The sequence below is a fragment of the Carboxylicivirga mesophila genome, assembly GCF_018271975.1.
GTDB classification, from domain to species: Bacteria; Bacteroidota; Bacteroidia; order Bacteroidales; family Marinilabiliaceae; genus Carboxylicivirga; species Carboxylicivirga mesophila.
Genome location: NZ_JAGUCN010000019.1, coordinates 1 through 14,073 on the forward strand (window position 1 = coordinate 1; position 14,073 = coordinate 14,073).

General features: G+C 44.1%; 8 protein-coding genes. 6 read left to right on the forward strand and 2 right to left on the reverse strand.

The genetic code is table 11. The annotated features are described in order from the left end of the window. Positions 1–202 precede the first annotated feature (202 nt). The gene (locus tag KEM09_RS15495) at positions 203–2,854 is read right to left on the reverse strand and encodes a hypothetical protein (RefSeq protein WP_212229658.1); all 2,652 of its coding nucleotides are present in this window, start codon (positions 2,852–2,854) and stop codon (positions 203–205) included. Positions 2,855–3,073: 219 nt separating this feature from the next. On the opposite strand from KEM09_RS15495, the gene KEM09_RS15500 reads away from it, so the two are divergent. The 6 genes from KEM09_RS15500 (at position 3,074) to KEM09_RS15525 (ending at position 12,401) form a co-directional block, all read left to right on the forward strand. Then, entirely contained in the window at positions 3,074–4,186 is a 1,113-nt protein-coding gene (locus KEM09_RS15500; protein WP_212229660.1) for an efflux RND transporter periplasmic adaptor subunit, read from the forward strand. 152 nt (positions 4,187–4,338) lie between these two features. Next, positions 4,339–7,503 (forward strand): efflux RND transporter permease subunit, encoded by a 3,165-nt coding sequence (locus KEM09_RS15505; protein WP_212229662.1) that lies wholly within the window; start codon positions 4,339–4,341, stop codon positions 7,501–7,503. Then, positions 7,493–8,842 (forward strand): TolC family protein, encoded by a 1,350-nt coding sequence (locus KEM09_RS15510; RefSeq protein WP_212229664.1) that lies wholly within the window; start codon positions 7,493–7,495, stop codon positions 8,840–8,842. The genes KEM09_RS15505 and KEM09_RS15510 overlap by 11 nt, the downstream gene beginning before the upstream one ends. 3 nt (positions 8,843–8,845) lie before the next feature. Then, a complete protein-coding gene (locus tag KEM09_RS15515) occupies positions 8,846–9,904 on the forward strand; it encodes a sensor histidine kinase (protein WP_212229666.1) in 1,059 nt (352 codons plus the stop codon). Then, a complete protein-coding gene (locus KEM09_RS15520) occupies positions 9,897–10,664 on the forward strand; it encodes a LytR/AlgR family response regulator transcription factor (protein ID WP_212229669.1) in 768 nt (255 codons plus the stop codon). The genes KEM09_RS15515 and KEM09_RS15520 overlap by 8 nt, the downstream gene beginning before the upstream one ends. Before the next feature lie 90 nt (positions 10,665–10,754). After that, a complete protein-coding gene (locus KEM09_RS15525; protein ID WP_212229671.1) occupies positions 10,755–12,401 on the forward strand; it encodes a diflavin oxidoreductase in 1,647 nt (548 codons plus the stop codon). Positions 12,402–12,432: 31 nt separating this feature from the next. On the opposite strand, the gene dnaB is transcribed toward KEM09_RS15525, so the two are convergent. After that, complete coding sequence (dnaB, locus tag KEM09_RS15530; RefSeq protein WP_212229673.1) at positions 12,433–13,983, reverse strand: replicative DNA helicase; 1,551 nt, start codon at positions 13,981–13,983, stop codon at positions 12,433–12,435. Between the last annotated feature and the right edge of the window lie 90 nt (positions 13,984–14,073).

Genomic DNA, 14,073 nt, shown 5'->3' on the forward strand with positions numbered 1-14,073 from the left:
TTGCTTATGAAATAATATGAGCACTTTATTCGTTCATTATCAATCCTTTATATAAAATCATTCCGCTTAACAATAAAGCGTATAAAGGGTAGTTCACCAAGGGGGAAATCCATTAGGCATTTAATATTGCACGATGCCGCCTGGGGTAATAAGTTCAAGGTAAAATCTTGAAATCAGGTTGTTATAATGCAACAACAAGTTCTTAATTAATCACCTCATCGATGCTCACCGTACGTTTGGTATGGTCGGTATCGTAGTCGAACACCATTTCACCGTTAGGTGCTAATGCAATAGAGTTTAAATCGTACCACACAATAGCTTTACCCACCTGTACACCATTCAGGCATTTCACCAAATAAGCGTTTTCTTCCGGCCTGGTAATTTGCAGGTTACTATTGTTTTTAATCTTCATAGAAAACAGCGACACATTACGTCCTTTGTAGGTTTCTACCTTCACAACACCTCCATCATTAATCACAAACTGCATACTCAGGAGACTTTTATACACATCCGGGTTATTCTTATAAAACTCGGGATTGTGCTTATTCATCAAGTTGCGCACGGTGATGCCCGATATGCGTCCGCCGTTTTGCGATAATAATTGCAAGGTGGAGAACAATGCCACCATGTGCCGGTTGACATCCTGCTGGCGGTAGTTATTCATGTAGCTTTCTATCTGGTCTTCGGCACTAAAAGTGGCACTCGACAACATGATAGGCACATCTTTGGTGAGGCCTTCAATCTCGCCAACCACACCACGCACGACCACTTCATTACGCGAGTCAACCGTAATTTTAGGTTCAAAATTCACTTTATCAGTCGGGAACGACAACAGATCTATCTTAGTACCATCGGCTTTGTACTTACCATAGAAGGCCAGCTTCTTACCCTCAGGCGCTTCAAAGGTGAGATTTTCGCTCAGGATGGGTTGCGCCCGATTGGACAAGCCCAGTATCAGGTGAGCTGCTTTGTCACTGCGAGCTACCTCACGCCGGTTGATATTAACCGAACCAGTGTAGTTAATCAAGGCATATACATTGCCCTCCTTGCCTACGTTAAAAGCCTGGGTAAACAGGTTATCCGTACAGCTCACCGGCTGAAACCATTCGAGTGATCCACCCTGATCGAAGGTGGCAAACCACAGGTCGCGGGTACCACCATAGGCCGCATAATCACGATTACCAACGGTTACCGTATTACTGAACCATCCCGACACCATGAACTTGCCATTCTCAGCCACTGTACGATCCGCTATGAAAATATTGCCTTCATTGCCCTGCTCCACCGAACGGGCAATCATCTGCCAGATATTATTCAGTCGGCTATCATTATTTATTTTAATGGCCAGCGGCGTGTACTTTTCATACTCAGGCATTACCGAGCCAATAGGCGCATTAATATAGGTTGGATCAGCAATGGTATAACGGCGGCCATCCACTAATATGGAATAGCCTTCAACCGGCTCGCTAAAAGCAACAGCTGCTGCCATATGGCTGAAATAGGTTAATGCAACCGCATCGAGTCCTAAGAGCTCATTCACCAAACGGGTAAACAGCACAGTGCGATCTTCACAGTCGGAGTATGGGTAATAAAACAGCTCATCGGGGAAAAACATTTTCTCCCGGTTAAACTGATCCCGGTCGGTTTTATATTCGAACGCATGCAGGTAGTTGAGCAGGTAGGTAACAGCCTGTATTTTGCTCTTGCCCTGCAGGCGTGGCGCCATATAATCATACAGCGTCTCCTTAACTGATACCGACATGGCTGCATTCAAATAGACGGTATTCACCGTTTGAGGGTAGCTGTTCAGAAAAGCCATTACGGTTTTATCCATCTTCAGTTGCAGAGGCTCAGTCTCATTGGGCAAAGTAGTCTTTCGCACCACTGTATTCGATTCATCGGTGTAGTTGAGGGCAAAAGGCAAGTGCAGATCAATCTTTTTGGTAGCACCACCAAAGTCTTCAGTGTAGGTCATCATATTACTAATACCCTTCTTGTTACTCATCAGGTAAAAGTTGCTGCCATCAATGCTATAATAGGGTTTTTCATACACTTCCTGCATAAACGGCAATAACAGGTACACTGAGGAACCTGAATAGCCAATTTTAGCCTGATAACCGGCCTGATTAAGTATGGCCCAGCTCCACATCACCCGGCTATTGGCCGATGAATAAATTTGAGCTGCAGTCTTATCAACCAGCTGATAGATCCCCCAATCATTCAGGTTTTTCTCTTCGGCGTAGTTCACCAATGATTCGATGTACACCTGGTAGTAGGTCGCTGTAAAATCATCCCAGTATGCAGCAAAAGCATTTGGTTTCACCGACGAAAGAGATAAGTTGTGCATGCGCTTATCAATGACCAGGGGCGCCGCACTACCAAAAAAGTCAACGCTAATAGTACTTGCATAAGTCTCCGTACCTTCGGGTATGCGATAAATGGGACTGATGGAATAGGCGGCTGCTTCGGCAATCACCACTTCCGGTTTCACGGGCGGTGGGGCAACTACCGGCTCCAGCTTATCAGCCGGCTTTACTTCCGCCACATCGGGTTCATATTTGGGTTGTTCTATGGGCTTGGGCACCTCCACAGGTTTTACCTCGGGTGGAGTTTGCACTACCTCCTCAAAACCTTTTCGCAGGTAACGCTTAAAGGCCACATTCATCTGCTTCAGGTGGGCATCATACTCCTCCTGCATGCGCTTGAGCGTAGCTTCATAATCCTGATTCATTTGATTGAGGCGGGCATTGTATTTATCATCCATTTTCTTAAACGGATCATCCTTATCAATTTGCCCCTCTGCCACAAACAGCAGACCTGTGAGTACACACAATAACACTAATAATCGTTTCATAGCTTTGCTTTTGATGGTTAGCAATGACCCTTCGCCGGGTCACACAAAGTTACGTTATTCAAAAACTGTTCCAAGAACTAATTTTATATCATACCCCATATTCCGGTTTCATTCATCATTTTTCTTCCTTCATTGTTACAATGATAAACAGTATTATAAAGATACCTCATCTTTGCATGGTTGAAACGTAAAAAACCAACTTAAAATACAATCACAGTTATGAAGAAAAAAGGAGTGTCTCTGGTTATTGCTATCGTAATTATTATAGTAGCAATTGTATTTGTAAAGGCCATTACATCATCCAAAGACAGTAAAACGAAAGCCATCAGTGAAAATGCGGGTATGCTGGTTAATGTGATGTACCCACAGCCTGAAACCATTGAACAATACTACAAAGGCACAGGCAAGCTACGGGCTGTTGACCGCTTTGAAATTGTTGCCCAGGTAGAGGGACAGCTGCTGGCTTCGGCACGTACCTTTAAAGAAGGTAACAGCTACCAAAAGGGCGAGCTGATGCTGGAAATCGATCACCAGGAGTTTTACATGAACCTGCTGGCACAGAAAAGTGAGTTTATCACCCAGGCCACGTCCATTCTGCCCGACCTTAAATCAGACTATCCGGATGCATACCCTCTCTGGAGAAAGTATGTTTCTTCCATTGATGTAAATACCCCTTTGGCTGAAATGCCCAAAGCACAAAGCGAACAGGAACATTTTTACCTCTCGGGCAAAGGCATCCTAAGCAAATATTACTCGGTAAAATCGGCCGAAGAAAAACTGTCTAAATACATTATACGCGCGCCGTTTACAGGCGTTGTAACGGCTGTGAATGCAGAAGCCGGTAAGGCTGTTCGCCCAGGATCTGAAATGGGTACCATGATTAGCACCGCCCATTACGACCTGGAAATAACCATACCGCTTGGCAGTATGCAGCAGATAAAAGTAGGGACTGAAGCTCAACTTAGCTCATCGGATATAGCAGGCAACTGGCTTGGCAAAGTGGTGCGCATCAGCGGTGATATTGATGAGCAGTCGCAAAGCGTGAAAGTATTTATACGCACCCGGGGCGCAGAGCTAAAAGAAGGTATGTACCTGAATGCTGAGATAGCGCAGAAACCGTTGGAAAAAGCCATTAAGATTCCACGTAAAATGGTAGACGATAACAACCGCCTCTTCATAGTTGAAAATAATGCTCTGAAGAGTATTGAAGTAGAGGTTATCAGCCGTCAGAGTGATTATGCCATTGTTAAAGGACTACCTGCTGGCACCCCTGTTCTGACCACGGTAGTAAAAAGTGCCTATGATGGCATGCCGGTACGTGTGAATGAATAAGCAAGACATATACAGTAAGCTTTAACGGTAATCAATCATTGCTACCGCCCTTTATACGCTTAATTTTTACAACAATCATCCAGTAGCTTGATAGATATTTTACAGGCACATCAAATGAATATCTACTGACTACTGACCAATAAATAATACACATGAAAAACCTTATAGCCTACTTTATGAAATTTCCGGTGGCAGTCAACCTCATTATGGTGATGGTACTGCTATTTGGTACATTCTCATTAATTGGCATCCAAAAGAATTTTTTCCCCAATATCGCACAGCGGTACATCTATGTGGATATTGTTTATCCGGGTGCTTCTCCCGAAGAGGTGGAAGAAGGCGCCATTCTGAAAATAGAAGAAAATGTTAAAGGCCTTGAAGGGATGGAACGCATCACCTCCGTATCGCGCGAAAACAGTGGTACCGTAACCATTGAGATGCTGAAAGGCACCGACATGGACGAAGCACTGATTAAAGTAAAGAATGAGGTCGAACGTATTGCTTCCTTTCCGGTAGGTATCGAGTCGGTGGTGACTTACAAACATGATGATGTAAATTTCTCCATCAACTTTGTGATAACACCCAATGAAGGCAAGCATGCCAGCCTGAAACAGCTCAAATCCACAGCCCGGCAGATGGAACACGATCTCCTGCGTAAAGAGGGTATCTCAAAGATCTCCATTGGGGGCTATCCCGACGAAGAAATTGCCATCCTCTTAAAAGAAGATGCGCTTGAAGCCTACAACATTACGTTTACTGAGATTGCGCGTGCTATAGCCAAAACCAACCTGCTGATGACTGGCGGTAGTATTAAGGATGGCCAGGAAGAGCTGTTTATTCGTGTTCGCAATCGTGAGTATGAAGGAGAAGGACTGGAAGATATTGTTATTCGAAACACACCTGGAGGCGGTATTATCCGTCTTAAGGATGTAGCTACCATAAAAGACCAGTGGGCCGATTCACCTTCAGAAGTGTATTTCAATGCCAGGCAAAGTGTGGTCATCACCATACAAAGCACCTTCAGCGAAGATGTGATTACCGCTACCGATGCTGTTAAAGAATACATTGAAGAATTCAACAACAGCCAGGATTTATATACCGCCACCGTCATACGCGATTCCAGCGATCTCCTGAACCAACGCATCAATCTGCTGGTTAAAAATGGCATCATCGGTATTGTTCTGGTATTACTATTCCTATCCTTATTCTTAAATCCACGAATAGCTTTTTGGGTAGCAATAGGTATCCCCTTTTCCATGCTGGGTATGTTTATTATCATACCGGGCACGCCTGTTACCATTAATATGCTGTCCCTTTTCGGGCTAATACTGGTACTCGGTATATTAGTAGATGATGCCATTGTAGTCGCCGAAAACATCTACCGCCACTGGCAGATGGGGAAAACTCCTATACGGGCAGCCGTGGACGGCACACTGGAGGTAACGCCTGCTGTTGTTTCAGGTATTCTAACTACCATGATGGCCTTTTCTGCCTTCATCTTCCTGGACGGGCGCATGGGCGATATGTTTAAAGAAATCTCCATTGTTGTGATTGCCATCCTGTTTGTATCGCTTATTGAAGGATTGATTATTCTGCCGGCTCACGTGGCACACTCCAAAGCTCTTAAAAAAGGCTATAAGAGCCAATGGGTTAAGTACATGGGCTGGGCCGAGACAGGTCTGCTCAAATTGCGCGACATTACCTATAAACCATTGGTAGAAAAAGCCATTCAATACAAAACCATCACCTTTGCGGTGTTTACGGCCCTGTTTATTATTTCAATCGGTATGGTATCTGCCCGCTGGGTCAACGTCACATTCTTTCCTCAGGTGGATGGCGATAACATCACCGTGAGCTTAACTATGCCATCGGGTACTGATGAAACGGTTACGCAAAAGCAGGTTGATAAAATCACCAAGGCCATATGGGAGGTTAACGAGGATATGCGCGTGCTGCAACCCGACAACCAGAGCATCATCAAACAAACCTTTCAGCAGTTTCAGGGCATGGGTAGCAAAGCCACTGTTCAGATAACCCTGCTGGATGGCGAATCGCGCAACTCTACTACCGACGATGTGGTGCTGCGTCTGCGCGAAAAGGTGGGCGATGTGCCTGGTGCCGAAGCCTTACTCTACGAAGGCTTTAACCCCTTTGGCAAAGCATTGGTTATCTCATTATTGGGAGATGACAACGACGTTTTACGCGCTGCCAAAGAAGAATTGAAGCGTGGATTGAATGAAATGCCTGAGGTCACCGATGTTTCGGACAACACACCCATTGGTTACCGTGAAGTAGAGTTGCAACTGAAAGAGAAAGCACACCATCTGGGCATCAGCCTGCAGGACGTTATCGGGCAAGTGCGCGAAGCCTTCTGGGGCAATGAGGCACAGCGCCTGCAGCGCGGAAAGGACGAAGTGAAAGTGTGGGTGAAATATTCGGAAGATAACCGCCGCTCAATTGGGCAACTGGAGGATATGAAGATCAGGCTGAGCAATGGCACTGCCTATCCTTTATCTGAACTGGTCACTCTGAAAACAGTTAATGGCTTCTCAAATATTCAGCACCTCGATTTTGAGCGCGAAGTGCAGATTGAAGCCAACCAGTCGGATCCCAACGCTTCCTTACCTGATGTTATCAAAAAAATTGAGAAGGAAATTCTACAACCTATTTACGCGAAATACCCGGGTGTAAAAGCCGATTACGAAGGTCAGAAACGTGAAAGTGGAAAAGTAGCCAACTCAATGCAACAAGTGATGCCAATTATTCTGTTACTGATGTTCTGCGTGGTGATACTGACCCTTCGCTCTGTTACGCAATCCATACTGGTTTATATGATGATTCCTTTAAGTTTGGTCGGTGTCATCATTGGACACTGGATACACGGCATGTCACTAAGTTTGATGTCGGGTATGGGCGTTATAGCCTTGATTGGGGTAATGATCAACGATTCGCTGGTGCTAATCAACGCCTTGAACATTAACCTCAAGGAAGGTATGAAATACGAAAAAGCGTTATTGGATGCAGCCATTTCCCGCTTCCGCCCAATTCTATTAACCACCTTGACTACTATTGCGGGTATGGCACCTATGCTGCTGGAGACGAGCATGCAGGCCCGTTTCCTTATACCTATGGCTATTTCGGTGAGTTACGGCATGGCCATGGCCACCACTACAACTCTGGTGCTGTTACCAGTAATGCTACTCATTGCCAATGGCACTAAACTTAAATGGCAACAATTACGCAGTAGAGAAGTCACTCGTGAAGAATTAGAACCCGCAATTAAAGAAATGAAATACATCGAAGAATATGAAAACTAAATATATCTCAACACTTCTGCTAGCATGGATATGCCTGTCCGCTAATTCGCAGGAGGCATTACCTGATTCCAGCGAGCAACTGACACTGCAAAAAGCAGTGGAAATTGCCATGGTTAATAACTATGACATAAAAATAGCCAGTGGTGAGTTGCAAAAGGCTCAAAACCTGAACTCAGCCGGTAATGCCGGGCTTCTGCCTTCAGTGAGTCTTAGTGGTGGAGCCGACTACTCCAACAAAGACACCGAGATGGAACTGCTTAGCCAGGGAAGCGACGGCTCTGCATCGAGTGTAATTATTGAGCAGGACAATGCCGCATCAACCACTTACAATGCTAATGCTCGCATTGATTACACCCTGTTTGATGGATTTGGCAATATTTACACCTATAAAAAATTACAGAGTGCCGATGCTTTGCAGGAAACTATCTTCAGGCAGCAGACCGAAGCCACAATTGTGCAGGTAGCCCAGGAATACTACCAGGTATGTCGCTCGCAACAGAACCTGCATCTGGCCAAAGAATCGATGCGCATCTCACGGGAGCGCTGGCAAAAAGCCATTGACCAAAAGGCATATGGCCAGGCCACTCAACTCGACGTGCTCAATGCCGAGGTGGACATGAATAATGACAGTACAACTGTGCTACAAACCGAGCAGGCCTTTATTCAGAGTCTCAAAAACCTCAATCTGGTTCTGGGTATTCCCATACAAAGCTCCTATGAAGTTGATAATTCCATCAGCTATCGCGATGATTTAACGGCCGATAATGTAATTGCAGGTGCCCTGATGAACAACGCCAGACTGGTAGCACAACAACAGCAGGAACAAATAAGTGAGTTTGATGTTAAAATTGCCAATGCCGGCAAATACCCAACTCTTTCGGCCTATGGACAATATGGCTATTACAGGCAGGATAATGATGCCGGTCAGTTGCTGTATAACCAAAACCTTGGCACAACAGCGGGTGTTTCGCTGAAGTTTAATGTGTTCAATGGCAGCCAGCAGCGAACTCGTGAAAAAAATGCCAAACTAGATTTCATCAATCAACAGGAACGCACCTATCAGGTTAAATCAGAAATTGAACGTGATGCTTCTAATGCTTATACTGACTATATTTACAAACGGCGAATTGTAGAATTGCAAAAGAGCAGCCTGGAGCAGGCCCGGCTTAACTTTGAACAAACGCAAGAGTTGTTTCAACTTGGACGTGTGACATCTATAGAGTTCAGAACGGCACAGCAAAACCTGCTAAAAGTAGCCGCTAACTATAACGATGCGCAATTTCAGGCCAAAACAGCTGAATTCTACTTGTTACAGTTAACCGGTCAATTAGTACAATAAGTAATGACTAACAATATTATTTTCAGAAACAAGCGACTAAAGCTATTGCTGACGCCATTTATATTATTTGGCATCATACTGATAGCAATGGCACTTACTGTTGTATTTCAGTACCGAACCATTGAGGAAATAAGCCATATGCCACTCGAAAGAATGGCTATTGGCTTCCTCGAAGCCTTGGGCCTTGTATTTTTATACAATTACCTGGTTCGCAAGCTAAATGTCAGCTATCCATGGAAGCGCAACTGGCTTATTCGCTCCATTATCGACTTTGGCATAACCATTATTATCCCAACCATTTTAATTGGGACGATTAATTTTGCCATTAATGCCGGCTGGATGCCCGAACACCAGAATGAAGAACAATTCCGAATTATTGTTTTCATTATGCCACTAATGGTTAGTGCCCTGTTAATGGTTGTGGTTGAAATGATAGTGGCCACTGAGGAACGCAACCAACTGGAACTGAAAATAACGCAACTCGAAAAAGAGCAAATTAATACCAAATACACTGCCCTGAAGGAGCAATTGGATCATCACTTCTTATTTAACAACCTTAGCGTTCTATCGTCACTGATATACGAGAGTACAGAGAAAGCCGATAAGTTTATTCAGGACTTTGCGGCCATCTATCGTTATGTGCTTTCTATTAACAAGCAAGACCTGGTGACAGTAGAAGAGGAAATGGAATTTATTAAAACCTACCTCAACCTGTATAAGTATCGATATGAGGATCGCTTCGATTACCAATGCAACATCGAACGAGAACTTGCCGACTACCTCATCCCGCCCCTCTCATTGCAGGTTGTGATTGAAAACGTTTTAAAGCACAATGTGGTTTCACAGCAACATCCTTTAACCATCACTATTGAAACAACAGATGGCAAACTTATCATCAAGAACAACCTGCAGCTTAAAACGGATAAGTTTGTATCAACACAAACAGGCCAGGCCAACCTCATTGAAAAGTTTAAATTACTAAATTGCGAAGAACCGCTGTTTTACAGTCAGGATAATCATTACATCTCATTAATCCCACTTATTCCCCCGAGCCATGACTAATGTATTGATTGTAGAAGACGAGATGCCCTCAGCACGCAAACTCAAAAGTATGCTTGAATTGGTTGCACCTGATTTAAAGGTGCGTGAGATAACTGATTCGGTGCAATCTACCATTGCGTTTTTAAGCAATAATACGGTCGACCTCATTTTTTTGGACATCCATCTGGCTGACGGCAACAGCTTCCAGCTTTTTGAGCAATTAAACATTGAGACACCGGTTATTTTCACCACTGCTTACGATCAATATGCCATCCAGGCATTTAACCACAACAGCATTGGCTACCTGCTGAAACCTTTTGGCAGCGATAAATTAAAAGCCGTTGTTGATAAATACCGTCTCAATACAAAATCACCCATAGAACATTCCATTGATTATCAGCTATTGGGCAAGATGATTGCTCAACAACAGGTACAGCCCGAATACCGCGAACGCTTTCTGGTGCATTACAGAGGTAAATTAAAACCTGTTCCGGTTAACGACGTGGCCTACATCTATGCTGAAAACCGCGGGGTTTTTATATGCACGCACGAAGGCCGCATCTATGATATTAACCAAACACTTGAGCAGCTGACTGAGGAGTTAAATCCCCGACAGTTCTTTCGGGCCAATCGTAAATTCATCGTCAGTGTATTAGCCATTGTGGAGGCACACCTTTACTCAAAAAGCAAGCTGAAACTGGAGCTTAAGCCAGCTGCCAATACTGAGGTTATCATCTCAAGTGATAAAGCCAGTAAATTCAAGCAGTGGCTGGCCCGATAGGCAAACATTTTCATCCCAATATTTGTTAATATTAAGAAGGCTCACCTTACCGAAGCCTTCTTTTTTTTAATAATAAAACACGCATCATATATGGGATTTTTCAGCGCTCTGCTTAAAAAGAAAGATAAACCACTTAACCTCAACATTAAGGCTGACATTAAATGTCCGCCAATCACTATTTTATATGGCACTAAAACAGGTAATGCACAGCTGGTGGCCCAACAAGCCCACAAATATTATCATCAGTGCGGCATTGAAAGCGAATGCTACAACATGGAGAAATATGATGTGGGGCGCTTACCCGCAGAGCATAAACTATTAGTGGTTGTCAGTACAGATGGTGAAGGCGAATTACCACCGAATGCACGTAAGTTTTTTACCCTTTTGCAACATGAAGAAATGCCCATGCTGCCCAATCTGCAATACGCGGTTTGTGCCTTGGGCGATTCAAGCTACGACAATTTTTGTGGCGCTGGCAAAACCATTGAAAAACAACTTCAAAAACTAGGAGCACAAGCCATCATGAGTCGCGTCGATTGTGATTTAGACTTTAAAAAACCAGCACTTCAATGGATTCAGAACAGTTACGATACCATTACCGGTATTAAGAAGGAGGCACCCATAGCTGAACCTGAGATTACTGAGCCAGACTTTATTTCAACAACATTAACCAAACGACAACAGCTCACAAAAGGAGAAACCCCACAAGCTGTATATCATATCGAACTGGATAACACCACAAATAAGGTAGATTATGCAGCGGGTGATTGCATAGAAATCATCCCAAGTAACCCGATAAAACTGGTTGATCAGATTATTGATACACTTAACCTGGATCAGTCGCAGCAGTTGATTTCCAATAGCCATACACTTGAATACGCATTACTGCACCAGTTTGAGATTACTAAGTTAACACGTCCTGTCATCAGGCGATACATGAAAATTAATACCAATGAAAGGCTGAAAAGACTTTACAATGATAAAGAAGCACTACGAGATTACCTGGTATCATCTGATGTGCTGGACTTAATTAAAGACTATCCGTGCCAAATGGATGCAGATGAGTTTATTAGTATTTTGCAACCACTGCACTCGCGCTACTATTCAATTGCATCAGGTGCTAAAGCTAAAGCCAATCAAATTGATCTGACAGTTAAAACCATTCGCTTTCAACAGAAAGAACGGGAATATGAAGGCGCTGGCTCAACCTATGTTAATGAAAGTCTGGAGGAAGGAGCCGAAATTCATTTCAGGCTGGTTGCCAATCCCTCCTTTCACTTACCTGACGATGCGGCAACACCGGTTATTATGATTGGTGTTGGAACCGGCATTGCTCCCTACAGAGCATTCCTGCAGGATTTAGAGGCTCAAGGCATCAAAAATAAAGCCTGGCTCATTTGGGGCGATAAACACCAAACCTCCGACTTTTTATACGAAGATGAGCTGATTGATTACTACAAGAATAATACCCTGGCCTTTATCAATACGGCATTCTCACGTGATCAGGAGCAGAAAGAGTATGTACAACAACGCCTAATCGATTATCAGGATCGCCTACTAGAATGGCTGGATGATGGCGCTATGATTTATCTTTGCGGGCACAATAAGATGGGTGACCAGGTGAAGCAAACATTGGTACACATATACATGAATGCTAAAGGCATGAGTGAACAGGAGGCCAGAGCCTATCTGCGTGAGCAACGCAATAATAATATAATCCGCGAAGATTTATATTAATCTATATCTGAAGCAATAAATCAACTACAGCTTAAAAAGGCACATCACTATTAAAGCCCGGGCCATCAGGAAACTCGGGTAATTGTTGCCCACCCGGTTGCGATACAGCATCTGACTCGGCATTTTGATTCATTTTAGAACCAAATGTCTGAGAGGGCGCACTCTGCCCAAAACCGCCATCATCAAATTCAGCATCTTCCACATCCTGGAAGCGTGCCAGTTCGGCGCGGAATCGTAAGCGCACATCAGCTGTTGGTCCAGCACGGTGCTTGGCTATAATTATCTCAGCCATACCAATTAATGAGTTACCCTGCTCATCCTCAGTAATACGATAATATTCAGGACGGTGAATGAAACACACCATATCGGCATCCTGCTCAATCGCACCCGATTCACGAAGGTCGGACAGCTGCGGACGCTTTCCTTCGGCTCCGGCACGGCCTTCCACACCACGGTTAAGCTGTGACAGGGCAATAATTGGCACATCCAGTTCTTTAGCCAAACCTTTTAGGTTACGTGATATCAAACTCACCTCTTCCTGACGAGAGCCAGGATTCATACCACTGGCATTCATCAGCTGCAGGTAGTCAATAATCACACATTGTATATCGTGCTGCTTTTTTAGTCGACGACATTTGGCACGTAACTCAAACACCGATAAGCCGGCTGTGTCATCCACAAAAATAGGAGCATCAATCAGGTTCTGTATTTTATGGTCAAGCTGTTCCCATTCATATGGAGCCAGATTACCTTTCTTGATTTTATCTGCCGAGAGCTCTGTTTCCGATACAATCAATCGGTTCACCAATTCGACATTAGACATCTCCAGCGAGAAGATGGCCACCGGAATCTTATGATTCAGCGACATCTGACGGGTCATGGATAACACAAAAGCTGTTTTACCCATCGCCGGACGTGCCGCAATAATAATCAAAGCCGAGCCCTGCCATCCGGATGTTATACGGTCCAAAGCTGTAAATCCTGATGCCACACCACTTAAACCATCCGAACGCTCAGATGCGGCCTTAATACGATCAATTGCATCCTGAATAACCGGGTTAATCTGCGTAGCATCGCGCTTCATGCTTCCCTGAGAAAGCATAAAGAATGTGCTTTCTGCCTCTTCCAGCAGGTCATTTACATCAATACCATCGTCGTAAGCTTTACTCTGCAGATCGCTTGAGATGTGAATCATCTGACGCTGCAAGTATTTCTGCCAGATGATACGCGCATGGTATTCGATGTGGGCAGCCGACGCCACTTTACTGGTCAATTGCGTGATGTAGAAAGCACCTCCGCACTCCTCCAGCTTACCCATTTTCTTAAGCTGTTGTGTCACCGTCAACATATCTACCGGCTGTTCATGCGCCTCCAAATCCATAATGGCTTTATAGATATGCTGATGGGCTTCCTTATAAAAATGCTCTGGTTTCAGTAGTTCCGACACATTTAGGAAAGCCTCTTTTTCCAGCAATAAAGCACCCAAAACCGCTTCCTCCAGGTCAGTTACCTGTGGTGGTAGTTTACCCATTTCTAAGCCCGCAACAGGCTTCTTGCGATTTGAATATCTATTATCTGCCATATATCTAACTTGGAAAAATTCGGAGAGGCAAAGATACAAAAAGCACACAAAGATATGTCTGTTTACATTTATTTTAATCCACGATTATTA

Coding starts and splice junctions, on each gene's coding strand:
- KEM09_RS15520 (WP_212229669.1), top strand. CDS start 9,897: ATGACTAATGTATTGATTGTAGAAGACGAGATGCCCTCAGCACGCAAA.
- KEM09_RS15505 (WP_212229662.1), top strand. CDS start 4,339: ATGAAAAACCTTATAGCCTACTTTATGAAATTTCCGGTGGCAGTCAAC.
- KEM09_RS15495 (WP_212229658.1), bottom strand. CDS start 2,854: ATGAAACGATTATTAGTGTTATTGTGTGTACTCACAGGTCTGCTGTTT.
- KEM09_RS15525 (WP_212229671.1), top strand. CDS start 10,755: ATGGGATTTTTCAGCGCTCTGCTTAAAAAGAAAGATAAACCACTTAAC.
- KEM09_RS15500 (WP_212229660.1), top strand. CDS start 3,074: ATGAAGAAAAAAGGAGTGTCTCTGGTTATTGCTATCGTAATTATTATA.
- KEM09_RS15515 (WP_212229666.1), top strand. CDS start 8,846: ATGACTAACAATATTATTTTCAGAAACAAGCGACTAAAGCTATTGCTG.
- KEM09_RS15510 (WP_212229664.1), top strand. CDS start 7,493: ATGAAAACTAAATATATCTCAACACTTCTGCTAGCATGGATATGCCTG.
- dnaB (WP_212229673.1), bottom strand. CDS start 13,983: ATGGCAGATAATAGATATTCAAATCGCAAGAAGCCTGTTGCGGGCTTA.